This is a genomic window from Wigglesworthia glossinidia endosymbiont of Glossina morsitans morsitans (Yale colony), assembly GCF_000247565.1.
In the GTDB taxonomy this organism is placed as follows: domain Bacteria; phylum Pseudomonadota; class Gammaproteobacteria; order Enterobacterales; family Enterobacteriaceae; genus Wigglesworthia; species Wigglesworthia glossinidia_B.
Genome location: NC_016893.1, coordinates 383,326 through 405,374, shown reverse-complemented (window position 1 = coordinate 405,374; position 22,049 = coordinate 383,326). Strand labels below are relative to the sequence as shown.

The following is a 22,049-nucleotide window of genomic DNA, read 5'->3' as shown; positions in this document are numbered from 1 at the left end:
AATTATTTCCTTACAAACTAAATTTTTGAATAGTTAATATATTTTTTTTTAAAAAAAATCTTGCAGATTTTCCTAAATTTGATTTTGGAATATCTTCATTAATCCAAAATTTACCTGCGATTGATATGCATTCTGCTAACAATTGCGTACAAAAAATTTGACATTTTTGACTATCTGCTTCTCCTACTCCTGCAAAAGCTTTTCCACGTAAAGTTCCGTACACGTGAATGTTGCCGTCTGCAATTATTTCAGCACCTGAACTTACAGTATTTATAATTATTAAATTTTTATTTTTTGCATATATAATTTGTCCGGATCGCACCGGTTTATCAACAACAAAATCGCTATAAATTTTTTTGTATTTTTCTGGTTTTGAAGAAAAATTTTTATCAATTGATCTTTTTTTATTTAAGATTGGTATATTACTTTTAATTAAAGCTAGCTTCCATTTGTTATTGATGTATCCACTTACGCCAATAATATATAGTCCTGTGTTTAAAATACTATGATAAGCTTCTTGCCAATATAAATAATCATGTTCAGTTAAATTAGAAACATCTATAATACAAGGTATATTTTTAAAAAAATTAGGAAATTGTTTAATTTTTTTATTTATAATTTTTTCAATTGTTTTTATTTTTAAATTATATACGTATAATACTAAAGATGAAAAATGTTCAACTGAAAATTTTACATAAGATTTATTTGACATAGAACGTTTAACGTTTTATATATTATATATAATTTTTCTAAAAAAATTATATAATTTTTTTGTTTTTTAGTTTATAAATTTTAATATTTAAAAATATTTTATATAATAATTAATTTATATAAAAATTTGTTTATATTTAAAACAAAAATTTTATACAAAATTAAATGCTTCAAAATTCTTGAAATATATAAAAATTTTAAATTTATATGATGTTAAATATTAAAAATCGAAATAATATGATAACATATATATTATAACTTTATTAAAATATTATAATTTGTAATACATTAAAATGCATAAATTTTTTAGTTAAAAATCTTTTATATTTAAAATATTTATAGAGAATTAAAAATGCCAAGACATGCTGTATTGAAAATCAACTTAAAAGCATTTACGTCAAATTTAAATATTGTTAAAAAATATGCTCCAAAATCAAAAATTTGGTGTGTTATAAAAGCAAACGCTTATGGACACACAATAAAAGCAGCTTTACAAGGATTACGCAAAACTTCCGGGTTTGCCGTATTAGAAATAAATGAAGCAATTTTTTTAAGAGAAAATGGCTGGAAAGGACCAATTCTATTAATTTCTGGATTTTTTAATAAATCAGAGCTTTTCGAAATATGTCAACACGAAGTCACTACGGTGATACATAGCACATGGCAAATAGATATATTAAAAAAATATAATATAAATCGACCTATTCATGTATATTTAAAATTAAATAGCGGAATGAACCGACTAGGATTTAACAAAAATAATTTTATTCATTCATGGAATGAATTATATCAATTAAAAAAAGTATCCAGCTTAACATTAATGAGCCATTTTGCTCATAGTTATTCAAAAAGTTCTGTGCATCAACAATTAAAAATTGTTGATTCGGTTTTTAGTAAAATAAAAAAAATTCCACTATGTTTAGCAAATTCGACGGCAATTTTGTTGCATCCTGAAACTCATAAGTCTTGGGTTAGGCCAGGAATAATATTATATGGAATATTGCCGTTTCAAAAAAATTTTTTTGATCAAAAATATGATGATTTTGAACCAGTTATGACACTAGAAAGTAAATTAATAGCCATTCAAAAAGTAAATTCTAAAAAATTTATTGGATATGGAAAAAATTATTATTCAAAATTTGATAATATTATTGGGATAGTTTCTTGCGGATACGCAGATGGATACCCTTATAACATTAATACGAGCGGAACTCCAGTATTAGTAGATGGTATTCGCACACAAGTAATTGGTTCTATATACATGGATATGTTAACAGTCGACTTAAAACCGTGCCCAAATGCTAAAATTGGTTCTAAAGTAGAATTATGGGGAAAAAATATTAAAATAAACGATATTGCTCAGTCAGCAAGAACAACTAGTTATGAATTAATGTGTAAAATTAATTCGAGAGTATCCGTAAAAGTTGAATAAAATAAGTATTTTAAATATATTAAAAATTTTAACTATTAAACAATTTTTCTAATTTAAATATTGCAGATGTTTTTCCTATAAAAATTACGATATCTTCACAATTTAAAACGTTTCGAGAAACAACTTGAACAAATTTATTTTTTCTAAAAATTGCTACAATATACACAAATCGTGGCAAACTTAATTGATTGATTGGAACATTAGATAAATGACTTCCAATTTTAATTTGGTAAATTAATATCTCCCAAGAATTTTCTTGATAAAAACTTATACCTCCCCGAAAAATTGGTTGACACATCTTTTCAGCTATTACGTTGGTTAATTTTGCAGCAAAATTAATTGATGTACCTTGTATCAATAAAGAAATTAAAACAATAAAAAAAGATACATTAAAATAAAAACGTGCATTATCTAAACCAGCCATCATAGGAAATACCGAAAGAATAATAGGTACAGCTCCCCTTAAACCTACCCAAGACAAAAATAAAAGTTCTTTTTTAGAATATTTTTTAAACGGTAATAACCCAAATAATACAGATAAAGGACGTGCAATAAAAATAATCCAAAAAGACAACAATAATGCTGGCTTAGCAATGCTTAACAAGTCGCTAGGAGTCACTAGTAATCCTAAAATTAAAAACATGCAAATTTGACTTAACCATGTCATGCCGTCAAACATTTGCAAAATTTCAAAACGATTACGAATAGGATAATTGCCTAACATTAAACCGCATAAATAAACTGATAAAATACCGCTACCATGCAATAAATTAGTGATACTAAATAGCATAATTCCTCCACTTAAAGCTAAAAGTGGATATAAAGAATGTGCTAATTTTAAACGATTAATAATTTTACATATACACCACCCTCCTATGCATCCAAGTAAAATACCTAATCCAAATTCATAAAATAAATGCAATAAAACAGTAAAATTTACATATGTAGGATATTTATTTTGAATAGTAGAAATGAGTATAGTAGTTAAAAACATAGACATTGGATCGTTACTTCCAGATTCAATCTCTAATGTAGCATTTACATGTTCTTTTAGATTTGTATTGCCTAATAATGAAAAAACAGCAGAAGCATCCGTTGATCCGATTATAGCACCAATTAACATGCCTTCTAAAATATCTAACTTAAATATCCATGCTGCAACGATCCCAGTAAGTCCTGATGTAATAATAACGCCAAGTGTAGATAATGATAAAGCTGGCAACAATGCTATTCGAAATGCTTGAAACTTAGTTTTCATGCCTCCATCTAATAAAATAATTGCTAATGCTAAATTACTTATTGTATAAGCAACAGAATAATCATTAAAATCTATTTTCCCTATACCGTCAATGCCAGCTAACATTCCAAGTACTAAAAAAATCAATAAAATAGGAATCCCCAATCTTGAAGAAAATGAACTTAGTATAATACTAATTATTACTAATAATGAACCAACAATAAAATAGCTAATCATTTTAATAAAGAAGATTTGTTATGTATGAAATCTTATAAAAATTAAATTATAAATAATGTAGATTATTATATAATACATTTTACATTTAAATAAATTATTTACTTTATAAATTTAAAATATTAAAATTTTATATAGATTATATTATTTTTTTTAAATTTATATTTTTATAAAATTAAACTTTGTATATTTTTATTTATGATGTTTAGTACATATTTTAAATATTTCCATAATTCATCAATTTTTTATATCTACTGCTTAACAAATCAGTAGTTGTCATTTTATCTAGTATTTTGAGATCTTTGATTAATCTATCTTTTAAATTAGAAGTAACAGTCTGTAAATTTCGATGAGCTCCTCCTAAAGGTTCAGGAACAACGGTGTCAATTAAATTTAATTTTTTTAATTGATTTGCAATAATTCCCATAGATTTTGCAGCGATCGGGGCTTTTTCTACATTTTTCCACAAAATTGCTGCACATCCTTCTGGAGAAATTACTGAATATATACTATATTGTAACATATTAATTTTATCACCCACTCCAATTGCCAAAGCGCCTCCAGAACCACCTTCGCCTATAACAGTACAAATTATAGGCACTTCTAGTGTAGACATTTCTCTTAAATTTTTTGCAATCGCTTCTGATTGTCCTCTTTTTTCAGCACCTATTCCGGGATAAGCGCCAGGAGTATCAATAAATGTAATTACGGGCAGTTTAAATTGTTCTGCCATTTGCATTAGTCTTAATGCTTTTCTATAACCTTCTGGAGCAGGCATTCCAAAATTTCTAAAAATTTTTTCTTTTATATTCCTACCTTTTTGATGACCAATTACCATAACTGGTCTTGAATTTAATCGACCTATCCCTCCAACAATTGCTTTGTCATCACCATATAAACGATCACCAGAAAATTCATCAAAATCTGTAAAAATATTTTTTATATAATCTAGAGTATATGGTCGCATGGGATGTCTTGCTAATTGAGTAATTTGCCATGCATCAAGGTTAGAAAAAATTTTTTTTGTCAGTTCTGAGCTTTTTTTACGTAAACAAAGAATTTCTTTATCTAAATTAATATGTAATGTTTTATCTCGATTGCTTAATTCAACTAAAGAATTAATTTTAGCTTCTAAATTCGCAATAGGTTGTTCAAAATCAAGAAAATTTAAATTCATAATATCTTAATAAAATTCAAAATGAACTTTTCTAATATGTTGTATTAAATATATATTTTTAATCGTTTTTTCTGTAGGTTCTATATAAAATTTTTCTGTATCATATAATTTAATTATATTATTCTTATTTTTAGTAAAAAATTCAATTAATATATTTCCTGTTTTTTCTTTATTTAAAAGTGTACGTATATTTTCTGATAAATTATTTAAATCTTTATGATATGATAAAAATAAGTTGATTTTTTTTACATATTTTTTTCGAGCTTCATCTATACTCATTAATTTTTTGCAAAAAATTCTCAAATAATTTTTTTGAAATAAAATTTTTCCATTTAAAAGAATAATTTTATTTTTTTTAATAATATTTTTATATTTATTAGATAATTCAGAATTTAATATTATTTCTAATTTTTTTGAAGAATCATCTAAAATTAATGATTGAAAATAATTTCCAGATTTATCGCGTATCATTTTAATTGAAGATATAATACCAAACACTGTTCTATTTTGTCCTTTTAAACTAGATTTAATATCTTTCAAAAATTTTCCGTTTGAATAATGAAGAAGCTCTTTTAAATACTTTTGAATCGGATGTGCACTTAAATAAAATCCTAAAGCATTTTTTTCTTCTTCTAAAAAATGAAAATGATCAAACAAAAAATTTTTTGGTTCATTACGAGTAATATTTTTTTTCATTTGAAATGAATTTAAAATTTTATGAAACATGTCTGTTTGTTTATAAAGAACATTTGTTGTTTTTTGACGCGCATATTTTATAGCATTTGGCAACTCTTGTATGCTATTGAAACGATTTTTTTGTAACGTATCCAAGGCTCCCGAATAAATTAATTTTTCTATAACTCTTTGACTTAATTTTTTAGAATCTGTACGTGCACATAAATCAAATATATTTTTAAAATTTCCATCTTTTTTTAATTGTTTTATAATATCTTGTACCGAAGAAACTCCGACACCTTTAATTGCACCTAATCCATATATAATTGTATTATTTTCTGAACGAAAATAATAATTACCAATGTTGATATTTGGAGAAAGAATTTTAATGCCTAAATTTTTGCATTCTTCTGATAAAATAATAATTTTTTCAGTATTATCTATATCGGCACTCATAGCTGCTGCCATAAATTCAGACGGATAATGTGTTTTTAACCACAATGTTTGATAAGAAAGTAAAGCGTATGCTGTTGAATGAGATTTGTTAAAGCCGTATCCGGAAAATTTTTCTAATAAATCAAATATTTTCATTGAAAAAATTTCATTAATTCCTTTTTTTAAAGCACCAGATTTAAATCTTGCACGTTGTTCTGACATTTCTTGCTGTTTTTTTTTGCCCATTGCTCTTCTTAGAATATCTGCTTCTCCTAAAGAATATCCTGCTAAAATTTGAGCAATATTCATTACTTGCTCTTGATATAAAATAATGCCATAAGTTGATTGTAAAATTGGTTCTAACAATTTATGTTGCCATATTGGGTCAGGATAAGCAATTTTTTCACGACCATGTTTTCTATTAATAAAATTTTCTACCATTCCTGATTTTAATGGGCCCGGACGAAATAATGCAACTAAAGCAATAATATCTTCAAAACAATCTGGTTGTAATCTTTTAATCAATTCTCTAATGCCTTTAGATTCTAATTGGAAGATAGCAGTAGTCTGCGCTTTTTTTAATGTATTAAAACTTTTTGTATCATTTAAATCAATATCAACAATATTTATTAAATCCAGATTTTTTGCTGATTTTTTTCTGTTGATTATTTTTACAGTCCAATCAATTACAGTAAGTGTACGTAAACCTAAAAAATCAAATTTTACTAATCCTACTTTTTCGATATCATCTTTATCAAATTGAGTAAGTTGAGTATGATTTTTAAAATCATAATATATTGGAGTAAAGTTAGTAATTTTATTTGGCGCAATTACTATTCCTCCAGCATGTTTTCCAACATTTTTTATAGAACCTTCGAGATTTTTTGCCATATTAATAATTGTTTTTACTTCTTCGTCACTATTATATAGTTGCTGTAATTGTTTTACAGTTATTAAAGATTTTTGTAAAGTTATTCCAAAATCTAATGGAATTAATTTTGAAATTCTATCTACAAATGCATATGGGTATCCTAACACTCTGCCGACGTCTCGAATTACAGATCTTGCTGTCATAGTTCCAAAAGTAATAATTTGTGCAACAGATTTTTCTCCATATACTTGAATAACATAATCAATTACTAGATCTCTTTTTTCCATACAAAAATCTATATCTAGATCGGGCATAGAAATTCTTTCCGGATTTAAAAATCTTTCAAAGATCAATCCAAATTTCAATGGGTCAATATCGGTAATGTTTAATGCGTATGCTACTAAAGATCCTGCACCAGATCCTCTACCTGGACCAACTGGAATACGATTTTCTTTCGCCCATTTTATAAATTTCATAACAATCAAAAAATAACTAGAAAATTGCATTTTATTAATTATATTAAGTTCATGTTTTATGCGGATATCATATTTTTTTCTATGAATATTTTTTTTTAGTTCAGATGGAAATTTTATTTTCAATCTTTCTTCTAAACCTAATTTTACACATTTTTTTAAATACTCTTCTGAAGAAAAATTTTTCGTAAAAATTTTTGGTAGGTGATTTTTTTTTAAATTTACAGTTACGTTGCACCGTTTTGAAATTTCTACACTATTTTTTAACGCTTCTGGTATATCAGAAAACAAAATACACATATCTTCTGAACTACGCATATACTGATTAGTAGTATATTGTGTAATTTTTAAATTTTTTAATGTAGTGTTTTTATAAATTGCCATTTTTACCATGTGTGATTGAAAATTTTTAGGATGAATAAAACAGACTTTATTCGTTGCTACGACAGGAATATGATATTTTAACGATATTTTTAATGCTGATTGAATGTAGTTTTCTTCATTTCTATATCCAACGCGTATTAATTCTAAATAAAATCGGTTGTAAAAATATTTTTTATAAAAATTGATGCAATTTATAATATTATCTTGTTCGTTTTTTTCCAGATATTTGCCTAATTCACCAAACATCGATCCAGACAAAATAATTAATCCTGAACTATATTGCACTAACCAATTACGATTAATTGTTGGACCTACATCTGTATATCCATATCGGTAAGCTTTAGAAATAAGCATAATTAAATTATGATACCCAATGTTATTAGCTGCAAGAATAGTAATTTCAGAAATTTCTTCTTTTAAATATACAACATGTTTTAATAAAAAATCTGCACCAACAATTGCCTTAATTCCTAATTTATGTGCAGTAGTATAAAATTTAATAAATCCATATATATTAGTAAAATCTGTAATAGCTATAGCGGGCATATTAAGTTTTTTAGCTTGGCTTAAAATATCTTCTATTTTAGATAAACCGTCTATAATAGAATAATCGCTATGTATTTTTAAATGCACAAAGCATGGTTCGGACATGTTTATATTTCCTTTAAGTACAACATTTTGATTTTATTTCACGTTATCTTTAATAGAGATAAAGCAGAACGGGCAGCTTTATAATCTGCATTACAGCGTATTTTGTTATGTAAATTATAAAATATATTTTTTATTTTTTTTGTTTTTTGTGGATCATTGAAAAAAGATAAAATTTCTTTTGCTAAAATTTCTGGACAACATTCTTGCTGTATTTTTTCTGATACAATGGATTTTTTTGCAATTAGATTAGGTAGTGATATCCATTTAGTATACACTAAAATTTTTAACAAAATAAAATTAAATGTTGTCATATAATATCCAACAACCATGGGACACTTTGCTAACATGCACTCTAATGTAGCTGTTCCAGAAGCAACAATTGCAGCATCTGAACATGCTAAAATTTTATAAGAACTTTTGTTTAAAATCTTTATTGGTAGTTCAGGTGCAACTCGAGATTGAATATATGTAAATCTTTTTCTTAAAAAGAAATTTGCCATTGGAACTAAAATTTTAAGTTCTGGAAAATGATATTTTATAATTTTTGCAGCATTTAAAAAACGTTCACTTAATAGATTAATTTCAGCGATACGACTTCCTGGAAGTAAAGCTAAGCAAGGTGTTTTTTTTTGAATACCTAGAATAGAACGTATTTTAGATTTATTTGGATGAATAGGTATTTTATCTGCTAATGGATGTCCAATAAATTTACATGGTATATGAAAATAATCATATATTTTTTTTTCAAAAGGTAATATAACTAAGATTTTATCGATAGCTTTTTTAATTTTGAATATTCTATTTTTTCTCCAAGCCCATATAGATGGCCCGATATAATGCATAGTTTTTATGCCTTTTTTTTTTAATGCTAATTCTAAATCAAGATTAAATTCTGGAGCATCAATACCAATAAATAAATCAGGTTTTAAAAAAATAAATTTTTTAATTAAAATTTTTCTAATTTTAATAATTTTAGGAATTTTCCATAAAACTTCAGTAATTCCTATGATTGACAATTCATCTATTGAATACCAAGATTCAACATTTTTTTCCTTTAGCATCTCTGGTCCTGTCATTCCAAAAAATTTAATGTTTGGCATTAAACTATTTAAAGTTTTTATTAAACTTGCGCCAATTAAATCTCCAGAAATTTCTCCGACTACTATGCCGATTGAAATATATTGCATATTCAATTATCTAATAATTCCTCGTTTGGATTGTGTAAAAAAATCTAAAAATAAATAAATAATTTTATGTGATTTAGCGAGTTTTTTAAGCTCATATTTAATATTTTCTAGGGTATTTCCTCTACGATAAATAATTTTATAAGCATTTCGAATAGCAATTCTTGTTTTTTTATCAAAACCTCGACGTTTTAAGCCTTCTATATTGATTCCAAAAGGCTTAGCATGATTTCCCTGCGCAAGAATGAAAGGAGGTATGTCTTGAGATACTCCAGAGCATCCACCAATCATTACATGTGGTCCAATTATGCAATTTTGATGTATGGCGGTCATTCCTCCTATAATGACATAGTCTTCAATTTTTACATGACCTCCTAGGGTTACATTATTCGCTAAAATGCAATTATTACCTATTATACAATCATGTGCTATATGTACATTGACCATGAATAAATTATCATTACCAATTTTTGTTATACTATGTCCTTGTATTGTACCACGATGAATTGTAGAATTTTCTCGAATAATATTTCTATCTCCAATACAAACACGAGTTTTTTCTCCGGAATATTTGAGATCTTGATTTACTTCTCCGATAGATGAAAATTGATAAATAGAATTATCTTCTCCTAAATGTGTTAAACCGTTAATAATTACATGTGATTTTAATATGGTGCGTGCACCAATTTCAACTTGTGCATCAATAAAACAAAATGGTCCAATGCAAACGTTTGCATGAATAATAGCATTTTCGTTAATAATAGCGCTAGGATGCACGAAAGCAGATTGATTAATCACGAACATTTAATCCCCGTCTACGAGCGCACATCATCGACGCTTCACAAATTATGTGACTATCTACTTTTGCAACTCCATTAAATCTTGCTACACCTCGACGCTCTTTAATAAAAGTTACTTGTAAAATCATTTGATCTCCTGGTTGAACAGGTTTCTTAAATCGTGCTTGATCAACAGCAGCGAAATAATATAATTCTCCAGGAGATAATTTTCCTGAACTTTTAAATGCTAAAATTCCAGTTGCTTGTGCCATCGCTTCAAGAATAAGTACACCTGGAAAAATTGGATTACCTGGAAAATGTCCTTGAAAAAATGGTTCATTAAAAGAGACATTTTTAATTGCACGTAAAAATTTTCCTTTTTCAAAATCTAAAACACGATCAACAAGTAAAAATGGAAAACGATGAGGTAAAAATTCTAATATCTCTTCGATATTCAGAGTATTATTGTTAGTAGTCAAAACACTTTTCCTGTTTAAAGCGTTGTATTAATGTAACATAATGCTAAAACTAAAAAGCACAAATAATTTGCTATTTAAATAAAATAAAAAATAAAATTGTTAATTTATTTTATAATAAATTAATTTCTGAAATTTGTTTTTTTAATTTTTGTATTTTTTTCTTAATCTTATTAACATGCATTATTAATGCAGTATTTTGTCGCCATTTTTTATTTGGTTGTGCTGGAATGCCTGAAGAATATATACCAGGAGAATTAATGGAACGCATTACCATCGACATACCTGTAATTACAACTTGATCGCAAATCTTAATATGTCCGTTAATCACGCTAGCTCCTCCAATCATACAATTACGACCAATACTAACGCTGCCTGCCATAATTACTCCTCCAGCAATTGCTGTATGATCTCCAATATTTACATTATGTGCAATTTGACATTGATTATCAATAATTACTCCATTTCCGATATATGTATCATCTAAAGATCCTCGATCTATTGTTGTTAATGAACCAATTTCAATATTATTACCAAGTACAACTCTGCCTAAATGCGGTATTTTAACCCAAATTCCGTGATCATTCACATATCCAAAACCATCTGCTCCTATTATGCTACCAGCATGCAATATGCAATGTTTTCCAATTACAGTGCGATAATATATAGTAGTATTATCCCATAGACGTGTATAAGATCCAATAGATGATTGTTGACCAATAAAACATCCTGATCCAATAGTGACATTATCTCCTAACTTTACTCCAGATTCAATTACTGAATTATGTCCGATACTAATATTTTTACCATATAATACATCTTTAGAAATAATAGAATTTTTACTAATTCCGTAATTTTGTTTTGGTACAGTATTCATAATTTGAGCTGTTTTTGCATAAGCAAGATAGGGATTTTTTGCTACTAATGCATTTTGTTTGCAGAACGGTAAATCTTGTTTAGAAATAATAATTGCTGAAGCTTTACATAAAGATAATTTGTTTCTAAATCGACTATTAGATAAAAATGTAACTTGTCCGGATTTAGCATTTTCTATGGAAGATATTCCATGTATAATAACATTGTCATCTCCATATAATTTTGCGCATATTTTCTTTGATAATTCAGAAAGACTAATTGAAAGCATTATTTTTGATCCATTTTTTTTAAAACATCTTCAGTAATATCTTGAATATTATTAAAATAAATTATTGCATTAGAATCAATAACTAATTGATAACCTTTTTCAAGTGCAATTTGTTGTACAATATTTTTAATTTGCATAATAATTTTATTTTGTTCTTCGTGCTGTCTTTGCATTTGATCGTGATCAAAAGATTTAGCTTTATTAGAGAAATTTTCACGTTGTGCAGTTAATGCTTCTTCTAATGCATTACGCGCATTAGTATCCATATTTTTTGAATTTCTTTTCAAAATTTCAATTTTTGCATTTAAATCCCGTTGGATTAAATCAAGTTCTGTAGCGCGGTCTTGAAATTCAATTTCTAGCTTTTTGGCAGCTAATGCTTGTTGCGGAGATTTTTGAAAAATGTTAACTAAATTAATAATTGCAATTTTTTCAAATCCGTATACTTTATGAATAAAAGTAGAAATAAAAATAAAAATAAATATTAAAAATCGTGTATTCACTGATAAATATTCCTTAAATTTTTCATGAAATTTTCTTAAATATCAAATATAGTAAAATATTAATTAATTTTTACCACAATTTTCCAATATTAAATTGAATAGATTCGATATGATCATGAGTATGTTTTTGAATTGGAATGGCATAAGATAAGGAAACCGGACCAAATGGAGAAAGCCATTTTAAAAAAATTCCACTAGATATACGAATTTTATTCGATATATGATAATTAATATTATCTTTCGTAAAAATAGTATTTTTGTTATCCGTTTCCCATGTAGTTCCGCTATCTAAAAAAAAAGAAATTCGCATGACATCATAATATTTTTTTGTTAAAAAACTTATAGGAAAAATTAATTCTATATTGGTAATTGCAACAGCATTGCCTCCAAGAATATTAAAATTCATATCTGAATTGTTGAAACATTGTAATTCCGAATTGCAATTATAATTAACAAGTTTCGGACCTACAGTATTATGATAAAATCCTCTAATAGTTTCAAATCCTCCTGTGTAAAACTTATCGTAAAACGGCACTTGTTTATTTTTTAGCCCATTTGTATAACCTAAATATGTACCTATCATCCATGCTATACGATGATTATTAGATACTGAAATAAAATACTTAGAATTTAAAAAAATTTGATAATATTTATTGTTAGACCATGGAAGTGTGATCTTCCAGTTAATTTTGTTATTTATTCCTGAAGTTGGAAAATAATCTGTATTTACAGTACTATAGTTCCAATGAGTTATGAAAAAAATATCATTTTTTGTTGAATAAATTTCTTGATTTTTGTTTGAATTCAAATATTCATATTGTATGGCGTTATGTAAATTATTCCAAGTATTTATTATTGACTTTGTTTGTAAAGTGTAATTATGGATATATTCTAATCCGAAGTCTAATAATCTATTTTTATACTCTGGTAATGAAATAAAAAAATTTGCGCCATAACTATGTAAATTAATTTTCGCAGCATATTTTTTATACCTATTAGTATTTTTAAAAAAAATTTTGCTTTTTAAATATAATCCATTTGTTTTGAGGTATGGACTCAAAAGAAATAATTCTAAATATGTTTGATAAGGATTTTTTTCGCTATACATTTGTAAAAAACTTCCGTTATCAAATAAATTATCTTTTTGTATTCCTAAATGAAATTGTATTCCATTGCGTATTCCAAAACCTATGCCAAAATCTATTTTTCCAATTGCATGTTCTTTTATATGATAATAAATGTTAACATGATTAGGAATATTTATATTATCTTCAATTTTAATATCTGTTACTTCTGCATACTTAAGATTATTGATTTTTTTGATATCTTGTTTAACGTTAGAAATCTTTAATAAATCGCCTTCCAATTGTGTTAATTCTCTTCTAAATACAATTTCTCGTGTTGATTCATACCCAGTAAAATAAATACGATGTACATATAAACGCTTTCCAAGATCTATATGTACAAAAATTTGAGCAGTCAAGTCAGAATAATTTTTTTGTATTTCTAAAAAGATTTTTGGATTGTTATAACCGTGTATTTCTAAAAAATTTTTAATTATATTTTTTAATTTAATAATACTGTTTTCATTATACGTTTTATTAATAATAGATTGTGCAAACATATTAACTTCTTTTGAAGTTTTAATTATATTTTCTAAAAAAAATATTTTAGAAATTTTAAAGATATCACCTTCATAGATATTAAAAGTGATATCAGCGAATTTATAGTCTTCAGTAATATTAGTTTCTATAGATCGAACATTAAAATCAATATATCCTCGACTTAAGTAAAAATGGTGTAAATCTTTTTGAGCTTGAAGAATTTGATTTTTTTTGTAAATACATGTTTCAAATAAATTTGAAATAAAATTGTTTTCACATAATTCAATTTTTTTTATTAGTTGTTTTTTTTTAAATTTTTTATTGCCGATTATGTCAATTTTTTTTATAAAAACATTTTTACTTTCAAGAATGTTAATATTTAATGTAACCAAATTTTTTGGCAAAAAATATGTATTGATGTGAATTTTAGTATTTTCTTTTCCTAAAAATACATAAAAATTCTTTAAAGCTTTTTTTATTTGAAATATAGATGCAGGATATAGAGGAGCTTCGATCTGGATATTTTTATCTTGTAATAAAGATTTTAATATACTTTTTTTTAAAGTGAAATTTCCTGAAAAAATAATATCTTTAATAATTGCACATTCTTCAACTTGTATAATTAAAGTATTATTATTTTTTAATATTTTAATATTTTTAAAGAAATTAGTTTTAAATAAACTTCGTATTATTTCTGATATTTTTTCTGATGTTGCTATTTGTCCGACTTGTATTGGCAAATTTATTAACATATGTTCTTCGAGAACTTTATCTAATCCTTGAAAAACAATTTTTTTTACTACAAACTGATTTTCGTTCTGAGAAATAGCAAAAGAAAATTTGATGCATATTAAAATTATTAAATAAGAATATTTTATATACATATTAATTTTTTTAACAAATTAATAATATTTTTATTTTAATTTAAAAAAATCATTTAAGATTGCTACAGTCATTAATACTATTATGATAGTAAAACCAATTTGATAACTAATTATTTGTACTTTTTTAGGTATTGGAGAGCGTAAACATTTTTCAATTATTAAAAATAAAATATGCCCTCCATCTAAAACAGGAACGGGTATTAAATTGATAACTCCTAAATTAATGCTAATAAGTGATAAAAATATTATGTAATATACTATTCCATGATGAATAGAATCCGACATTCCTTTTGCTATCGAAATAGGTCCGCTTAAATTGTTCAAGCTTAGTTGACCTATACATAATTTTACTAACATTTTCAATATCATGCATATAACATGCACTACTTTTTTACAGGACATATATAGTGCTGTTATTGGATTATAATATATGAGTGTTTTATGTTTTTCTATAATCGGTTGCATTTTTGGAGTAATTCCCAAAAAACCTTCTTGAACATTATTAACAATTTTAGTACCAGATAAAACTTTTTTTTGTATAATTTTGTTATTACGTTCGATATCTATTATAAGTGTTTTATTAGGATTTTTACGAAGAATATAAGATAATAAATACCAAGAATCTTTGATCTCAACATTATTAATTTTAATAATCTTGTCATCTTTTTGAAAATCAGATTGCATAGCAGGAGAATTTAATGCAATAGATTCTATACGAGTGCTAACATTTGGAATTAATGGAATTATTCCAAAATTTATTATAGGATCATCATAATTTAAGTTTAACTTTATATTTTTAAGTTTTATCTTTTTTTCAATAGTAATAAAATTGTTAGGATGTATTAATTTTATTAAAATTGTATCTTTTTTAAAATTTTCATAAATGTTATTCCAATCTAATACTTTAATATCATTAATTTTTTTTATCTCCATATTAGCACTAATACCTAGTTGATCAGCTTCAGAATTAGGAATGACATCTTGAATAATAATTTTGTATGAAGGCATTCCTAACATAAAAATGCCCCAAAACAATATAATAGAAAATAAAAAATTGTGTAATGGACCTGACAGTATGATAATAAACTTTTTCCAAAAAGATTGTTCAGAAAATGTTTGAAATTTTTTATTAGGTGTAAAATTTGAATTTACATCTAACATTTTTACATATCCCCCTAAAGGGAATATAGAAATTGCATATTCAGTACCTTTTTTATCAAAAAAATTCCAAATCACTTTTCCTATGCCAATTGAAAATTTTTCAACATGTACACCAAATTTCCTAGCTATCCAAAAATGACCGAATTCGTGTATAGTAATTAACATTCCTATGGAAATTAAAAATAGAAAACAATTTAAAAAAAAATGCAGCATATCTATTATCCCAAATTTTAAAAAATACGAAAAATCGATAAGATCAAATAAGTAAAAATTGGAATAGAAGCGCTTAAACTATCTATTCTGTCTAAAATACCTCCGTGTCCAGGAATTAAACAACCGCTATCTTTAACATTTGCATATCTTTTAAACATGCTCATTATTAAATCTCCCATAATACCAAAAATCATTGCAATCGAAGATGAAATAAAAAATATTGTTGCGTCAATTTGAATAAATTTATTTTTATAAAATAAATATGCATTACAATAAGATAATATTGTCCCTCCTAAAATTCCTTCCCAAGTTTTATTTGGAGAAATAATTTTAGAAAACATATTTTTTCCAAATAATTTACCACAAATATAAGCTCCTGAATCTAAACAAAATGTCAACATTAGAACATACATAATTATCCAAGATCCAATTAATGTTTCAGAAACAATATTAAATTGATATAATGTAATTAAACTAAAAAACAGCGGAAATATTATGTTCCATCCTATTATCAAATGAATTAAAATTTTGTTCCTCCACAAAAAACTAGATTTCGGATAGTATGCAAATATAACTAAAGCAATCATCCACCATATACTTGATATAGTAAGAACGCAATAAATTAAATATTTTTGTTTTATAACATTTATTTCAGAAAAAAGAAAAATATGATTTTTCCAAAAAAACAAAGGTAAAAAAGAGCATATAAAGTAAATAATACGATAAATTTTATTTTTTAATGCAATGATGTTGCACCATTCCCAAAGACTTATAAAGTATATTAAAAATATTGATAAAATAAAAATACTTTTAGAACTAAAAAATAATATATATACTATACATAATACTAAAGTAACAGCGCTAATTAACCGATATTTCAGAATTTTCTCCTATAATTTTTAATCTTACATTACAGTTTGTTCTATATGACCGAATCGACGTTTGCGTTTTAAAAAAGAGCTAATAGCACTAGAAAAAATATCATGATTAAAATCAGGCCATAATACATCAGTAAAAAACAATTCGGAATATGCAATTTGCCAAAGTAAAAAATTACTAATGCGATATTCTCCTCCTGTTCTAATAACTAAATCTACTGGCATTAGTTCATTCATAGAAATTAATTTACAAAAAATAGATTCATTGATTTGCTCAGGATATAAACTACCTTTTTGCACTTTATCAACAATTTTTTTTACGCCTTGTATAATATCCCATCTTCCTCCATAATTAGCAGCAATATTTAAATTTAAACCGTTATTTTTATGTGTCAATTGTTCAGTTTTTTTAATATATTTTTGTAATCGTAAATTAAATTGCGAAATATCTCCGATAATTTTTAATCGCACGTTATTTTTTTGTAAACTATGTATTGTATGGTTCAATGAATATAAAAACAATTCCATTAAATCAGAAACTTCTTGTTTGGGTCTATTCCAATTCTCACTGCTAAACGCATATAGAGTTAGTGCATTAAAACGATGTTTTATTGCAAAATTTACAGCACGTTTTGCTGATTCTAATCCTGCTTTATGACCAAATATACGCATTTTTCCTCTATTGTTTGCCCAACGTCCATTTCCATCCATTATGATGGCAATATGCCGTGGTTGATTAATAATATTATGTTGTTCTAATAACATTTTTATCCTGAAAATGTTGATATTAAATTTATTTATGAATATTTGTATATTTAATACTCTTTATATTGTTCTTTTTAATTAAATAATTTTTATTTTAAATTTTAAAAAATTAGTTAATTAAACTTGTTTAATTTAATATATTGATTCGTATATTTACGAACTTGTGTATCAATAAACAAAATTTCTTCTATATTATTAGGTTGCGATATTTTGAATGTTTCTAAAACATATTCATTAATTTTTGCAATGTCTGTAAATTTAATTTGATTCAATAAAAAAGATTCTACTGCAACTTCATTTGTAGCATTTAATGTTATAATTTCTCCTTGCCCGTACTCACTTGCTTTGATGGCTAAATAAAAACAAGGATATCTTTTTTTACTAATATGTTCGAAATTTAAATGATTTAATTGAAAAAAATTTATTTCTGTAGTACCAGAAAATATACGTTCGGGATAACCTAATCCATAGGCAATAGAAGTTTTAATATCGGGCATACTCATATGAGCAAATATACTACCGTCAATATATCTTACCATAGCATGAATAATAGATTGTGGGTGCAGTAGTATTTCAATTTGTTCTGGATTAGCTTGAAATAATAAACGTGCTGCAATATACTCGAGTCCTTTATTCATCATAGTAGCAGAATCTATAGAAATTTTTTTACCCATACTCCAATTTGGATGTGCACATGCTTGCTGCGGTGTCATTGTGTGCAAATTATCCAAAGGAACTTTTCTGAAAGGTCCTCCAGAACCGGTTAAAATAATTCCAGAAATTTTACATTTTTCTAATAATTCACAATCACCTAACTTTTTCTGCATATTGATAGGTAAACTTTGGAAAATAGCGTTATGTTCGCTATCTATTGGGCATAAAAATGCATCATATTTTTTTATTTGTTTCATAAAAAAGTCACCACATGATACTAAAATTTCTTTATTTGCTAAAAGTATTTTTTTTCCTGATTTAATTGCAGCAAATATAAAGAATATTCCAGATAGTCCTACTGTAGCAGCTACTAAAGTATCCATATCTTCTGAAGAAGATAATTGACATGCATTTTTTGATCCAAATAAAACAGATGTTCTGCATTTATGATATAATAAATTATTTTGAAGTAATTTGGCAGATAATGAATTTATAGTACATACGTAATTTGGTTGATATTTTAAACACTGATGAGTCATTAAATCTATATTATTTCCATATGCTATCAGTGCATAAATTGAAAATATGTCCAAATTTTTATTGATTATATCTAAAGTATTAATTCCAATTGAACCGGTACTTCCCAAAATTGTTATACTTTTAGTTTTCATATTAAGTTTTATAAACAAAACAGAATTATTTAAAAAATAATAAATTTGTATAAAAATTTTTTATATTAATTTATTTTTTTAATCGAAGTTATTTTTAAAAAAAATTTAATTTTTTAAATTAAGATCATTTTCTTTCTTTAAAAGCAGTTTTTTTATTTCTTGTATTGTATCGTTAGTTAATTTTTGAATTTGGTTTTGAAATTTTTTTTCTTCATCTTTGTTAATTATACTTTTTTTAGTTAAATATTTTATTTTTTCATTGATATTGCGACGAATGTTTCGAACAGATATAATATTTTTTTCTGATTCTTTTCGAATTAATTGTATTAATTTTAATCGACGTTCTTCAGTTAATTTCGGAAAGATTACGCGAATAGAATTATGATATATTTTTGGTGTTAACCCAAGATTTGTAGACAAAATAGCTTGTTCAATTTTTTTAATATTATTTGCATCAAAAATTGTTAACACTAAGGTATTCCAATTTTCTATCATAATTCTAGATAATTTATTTAGGGGTAATTTTTTCCCGAAGTAATCTACTTGAATATTATTTATTAATTCGGGAGAAGCTCGATCGGTACGAATTTTAGAAATGTTTTCTATAAAAAAATTTATTGATTTTTTCATGCGTAAATTTGCATTTTTATAAATCTCGCGAATCACACTATTTCCCTGAAATAAATAAGTTATTAAATACTATAATTCTATATAATAACAAATATTTTGTAAATAATTGGTGTGTATCTTAAATTCATTAAATAAAACTTTAAAAAAATTTTTTTATATACTTAATATTTATACTGTTCACGTTATCATCTTATTTTTTTTTAAAAAAAAGAGTAAAATTTTATTTTTATTTAAAATAATATTTATGTAAATATAAATTAAAAATTTTTATATAAAATAGTTTTATATAAAAAAAATTTTTTTCATATAAATATAAATTAATTTTTTATGTAAAATTAATTTATATTTTCATCTTTTAAATTTATTAATGAAAATAACATAACGAAATTTATATATATAATTTAAAAACTGTAAATCTTAATTGTAATATATTTGATTTTTAAAATAAATTAGAATTTTTTATTTATAAAATTAAACTAATATTTTTCTCCTAATTCAAATCTAATAAAATTAATAACACATATATTATTTTTATCTAAAATAGATTTAATTTTTTTTTCAGGATTAAAAATAAAATTTTGCTCTTCTAGTGCAACACTTTCAAAAAATTTTTGCATACGACCATGAGCAATTTTTTCAGCAATTATTTGTGATTTTCTTAAATTTAAAGCATATTCTAAATATATTTTATATTCTTGATCTATTATATATTTTGGAATGCAATTAACATTAATGTATTTAGGATTACTTGCCGCTATATGCATGGCAATTTTTTGATTTAATTTTTCATCTATATTACTATAATCAACTATGACTCCGATTTTTTGAAAGTGCATATAAGAAGCTAAGTTTTCGCCACACAATAATTTTATGCGTCTGATATTAATATTTTCTCCGAATTGTAAAGTTAAAGACTCTATTTTATTTTTGAATAAATTTCTCAAAATATCAATATCTGAAATTCTTTTTTTAAGTGCTGTATAAGCCAGTTCACTTCCAAAAGTTTCAAAAATTAAATTTTTTGCAACAAAATCAGTTTCGCTATTTATTTCAACAAGTATACCAATTTTTTTTTCTTTATTTATTTTTGATAAAATAATACCGCTATTTATAGATTGAATAGAATGTTTTTGTTTTGATATTATTAATCCTGATTTTCGTGCATATTGTATTGCAAGATCAATGTCGCCATCAGCTTTTATTAACGATTTTTTACATTCTAAAATTCCTAAATTAGTACGTTCTCTCATAATTTTTACGAGTGAAGAGATTTTATTTTTCATAGTAATTAACCTAATAATAAAAAACTTGTTTAGAATAATATAAATATTTTAAATATACTTTTGACTTAATTCGTCTGATTTATTTAATTTTGCTTTTTGAACAGTTTGTGCAGCAACAGATAAATATAAATTAATGGCACGTATCGCATCATCGTTTCCTGGAATAATAAAGTTAACTTTCTCAGGGTTTGAGTTTGTATCAACTACGGCAAATGTAAGAATACCCAACTTATATGCTTCCTGTATAGCGATCTTTTCATATTCTGCATCAATAATAAAAAGTGCATCAGGTAAACCACCCATATGTTTAATTCCACCTAAACTATTTTCTAATTTATTTAAAGTACGTGTTCTAATTAAAGCTTCACGTTTAGTTAATTTTTCAAATGTTCCATCTTGAGATTGTATTTCAAGATCTTTTAAGTATCGAATAGACTGTCTTACAGTTTTCCAATTTGTTAACATACCTCCTAACCATCTATGATGCACGAAAAATTGGTTGCAATCTTTAGCAAATTTTTTTATAGATTTTGATGCAGCTCGTTTAGTACCGACAAACAAAATTTTTCCACCTCGGCGCGATATTTTAGCTAGTTCTAGCATAGCTTGATTAAGCATAATCAACGTTTTTTCTAAATCAATAATATGTATCTTGTTTTTTTTTCCAAAAATAAAAGGTTTCATATTTGGATTCCAGTAACGAGATTGGTGTCCGAAATGTACACCTGATTGAATCATATTTCGTATAGATAAATTTATCATTTTTTTATCCTTGATTTTAATTCAAAATAAAAATAAAACAAACAATGTTCAATTAAACTGATTTTTAGTGTTAAATATACATATTGTATCAGCAAAATGTTAATAAAAATTTAAAAAAAATATTTAATTTTATTTAAAATTTAGTATATTCATATTATAAAATAATTAATTAAATTTC

At 25.1% G+C, this 22,049-nt stretch carries 18 protein-coding genes; 1 reads left to right on the top strand and 17 read right to left on the bottom strand.

All coding sequences use genetic code 11. From position 1 onward, the window contains the following. Window positions 1–10: 10 nt before the first annotated feature. Window positions 11–712 (bottom strand): septum site-determining protein MinC, encoded by a 702-nt coding sequence (gene minC, locus WIGMOR_RS01960; RefSeq protein WP_014354162.1) that lies wholly within the window; start codon window positions 710–712, stop codon window positions 11–13. Window positions 713–1,063: 351 nt separating this feature from the next. Between minC and alr the strand changes: the two genes are divergently transcribed. Beyond that, window positions 1,064–2,143 carry an alanine racemase gene (gene alr, locus WIGMOR_RS01955; RefSeq protein ID WP_014354161.1) on the top strand — a complete coding sequence of 360 codons (1,080 nt, stop codon included), beginning with the start codon at window positions 1,064–1,066 and terminating at the stop codon, window positions 2,141–2,143. A 28-nt stretch (window positions 2,144–2,171) separates the two neighbouring features. Here alr and WIGMOR_RS01950 read toward each other — a convergent pair whose 3' ends face one another. The 16 genes from WIGMOR_RS01950 to rpsB form a co-directional block, all read right to left on the bottom strand. Further along, window positions 2,172–3,617 carry a potassium/proton antiporter gene (locus WIGMOR_RS01950; RefSeq protein ID WP_014354160.1) on the bottom strand — a complete coding sequence of 482 codons (1,446 nt, stop codon included), beginning with the start codon at window positions 3,615–3,617 and terminating at the stop codon, window positions 2,172–2,174. Window positions 3,618–3,831: 214 nt separating this feature from the next. Further along, window positions 3,832–4,791, bottom strand: coding sequence for an acetyl-CoA carboxylase carboxyl transferase subunit alpha (accA, locus tag WIGMOR_RS01945; RefSeq protein WP_014354159.1), 960 nt, complete (start codon window positions 4,789–4,791; stop codon window positions 3,832–3,834). A 6-nt stretch (window positions 4,792–4,797) separates the two neighbouring features. Next, a complete protein-coding gene (dnaE, locus tag WIGMOR_RS01940) occupies window positions 4,798–8,280 on the bottom strand; it encodes a DNA polymerase III subunit alpha (RefSeq protein ID WP_014354158.1) in 3,483 nt (1,160 codons plus the stop codon). 38 nt (window positions 8,281–8,318) lie between these two features. Next, window positions 8,319–9,467, bottom strand: a complete 1,149-nt coding sequence (gene lpxB / locus WIGMOR_RS01935) for a lipid-A-disaccharide synthase (RefSeq protein ID WP_041944165.1) — start codon at window positions 9,465–9,467, stop codon at window positions 8,319–8,321. Between the two features lie 6 nt (window positions 9,468–9,473). Continuing rightward, window positions 9,474–10,262, bottom strand: a complete 789-nt coding sequence (gene lpxA, locus WIGMOR_RS01930; protein ID WP_014354156.1) for an acyl-ACP--UDP-N-acetylglucosamine O-acyltransferase — start codon at window positions 10,260–10,262, stop codon at window positions 9,474–9,476. Then, window positions 10,255–10,722 carry a 3-hydroxyacyl-ACP dehydratase FabZ gene (fabZ, locus tag WIGMOR_RS01925; RefSeq protein ID WP_014354155.1) on the bottom strand — a complete coding sequence of 156 codons (468 nt, stop codon included), beginning with the start codon at window positions 10,720–10,722 and terminating at the stop codon, window positions 10,255–10,257. The genes lpxA and fabZ overlap by 8 nt, the downstream gene beginning before the upstream one ends. A gap of 109 nt (window positions 10,723–10,831) precedes the next feature. Next, entirely contained in the window at window positions 10,832–11,863 is a 1,032-nt protein-coding gene (gene lpxD / locus WIGMOR_RS01920; protein ID WP_014354154.1) for a UDP-3-O-(3-hydroxymyristoyl)glucosamine N-acyltransferase, read from the bottom strand. Continuing rightward, window positions 11,863–12,366, bottom strand: coding sequence for an OmpH family outer membrane protein (locus tag WIGMOR_RS01915; protein WP_014354153.1), 504 nt, complete (start codon window positions 12,364–12,366; stop codon window positions 11,863–11,865). The genes lpxD and WIGMOR_RS01915 overlap by 1 nt, the downstream gene beginning before the upstream one ends. A gap of 70 nt (window positions 12,367–12,436) precedes the next feature. Then, window positions 12,437–14,854 carry an outer membrane protein assembly factor BamA gene (gene bamA / locus WIGMOR_RS01910; protein ID WP_014354152.1) on the bottom strand — a complete coding sequence of 806 codons (2,418 nt, stop codon included), beginning with the start codon at window positions 14,852–14,854 and terminating at the stop codon, window positions 12,437–12,439. Window positions 14,855–14,884: 30 nt separating this feature from the next. After that, window positions 14,885–16,228, bottom strand: coding sequence for an RIP metalloprotease RseP (gene rseP, locus WIGMOR_RS01905; RefSeq protein WP_014354151.1), 1,344 nt, complete (start codon window positions 16,226–16,228; stop codon window positions 14,885–14,887). Between the two features lie 17 nt (window positions 16,229–16,245). After that, complete coding sequence (locus tag WIGMOR_RS01900) at window positions 16,246–17,058, bottom strand: phosphatidate cytidylyltransferase (RefSeq protein ID WP_236607859.1); 813 nt, start codon at window positions 17,056–17,058, stop codon at window positions 16,246–16,248. 75 nt (window positions 17,059–17,133) lie between these two features. After that, entirely contained in the window at window positions 17,134–17,871 is a 738-nt protein-coding gene (gene uppS / locus WIGMOR_RS01895; RefSeq protein ID WP_014354149.1) for a polyprenyl diphosphate synthase, read from the bottom strand. 113 nt (window positions 17,872–17,984) lie between these two features. Further along, window positions 17,985–19,196, bottom strand: coding sequence for a 1-deoxy-D-xylulose-5-phosphate reductoisomerase (gene ispC, locus WIGMOR_RS01890; RefSeq protein ID WP_041944117.1), 1,212 nt, complete (start codon window positions 19,194–19,196; stop codon window positions 17,985–17,987). Between the two features lie 105 nt (window positions 19,197–19,301). Continuing rightward, window positions 19,302–19,862, bottom strand: a complete 561-nt coding sequence (frr, locus tag WIGMOR_RS01885) for a ribosome recycling factor (RefSeq protein ID WP_014354147.1) — start codon at window positions 19,860–19,862, stop codon at window positions 19,302–19,304. Window positions 19,863–20,302: 440 nt separating this feature from the next. After that, complete coding sequence (gene tsf, locus WIGMOR_RS01880) at window positions 20,303–21,109, bottom strand: translation elongation factor Ts (RefSeq protein ID WP_014354146.1); 807 nt, start codon at window positions 21,107–21,109, stop codon at window positions 20,303–20,305. 48 nt (window positions 21,110–21,157) lie between these two features. After that, window positions 21,158–21,871 carry a 30S ribosomal protein S2 gene (gene rpsB / locus WIGMOR_RS01875; RefSeq protein ID WP_014354145.1) on the bottom strand — a complete coding sequence of 238 codons (714 nt, stop codon included), beginning with the start codon at window positions 21,869–21,871 and terminating at the stop codon, window positions 21,158–21,160. Window positions 21,872–22,049 lie beyond the last annotated feature (178 nt).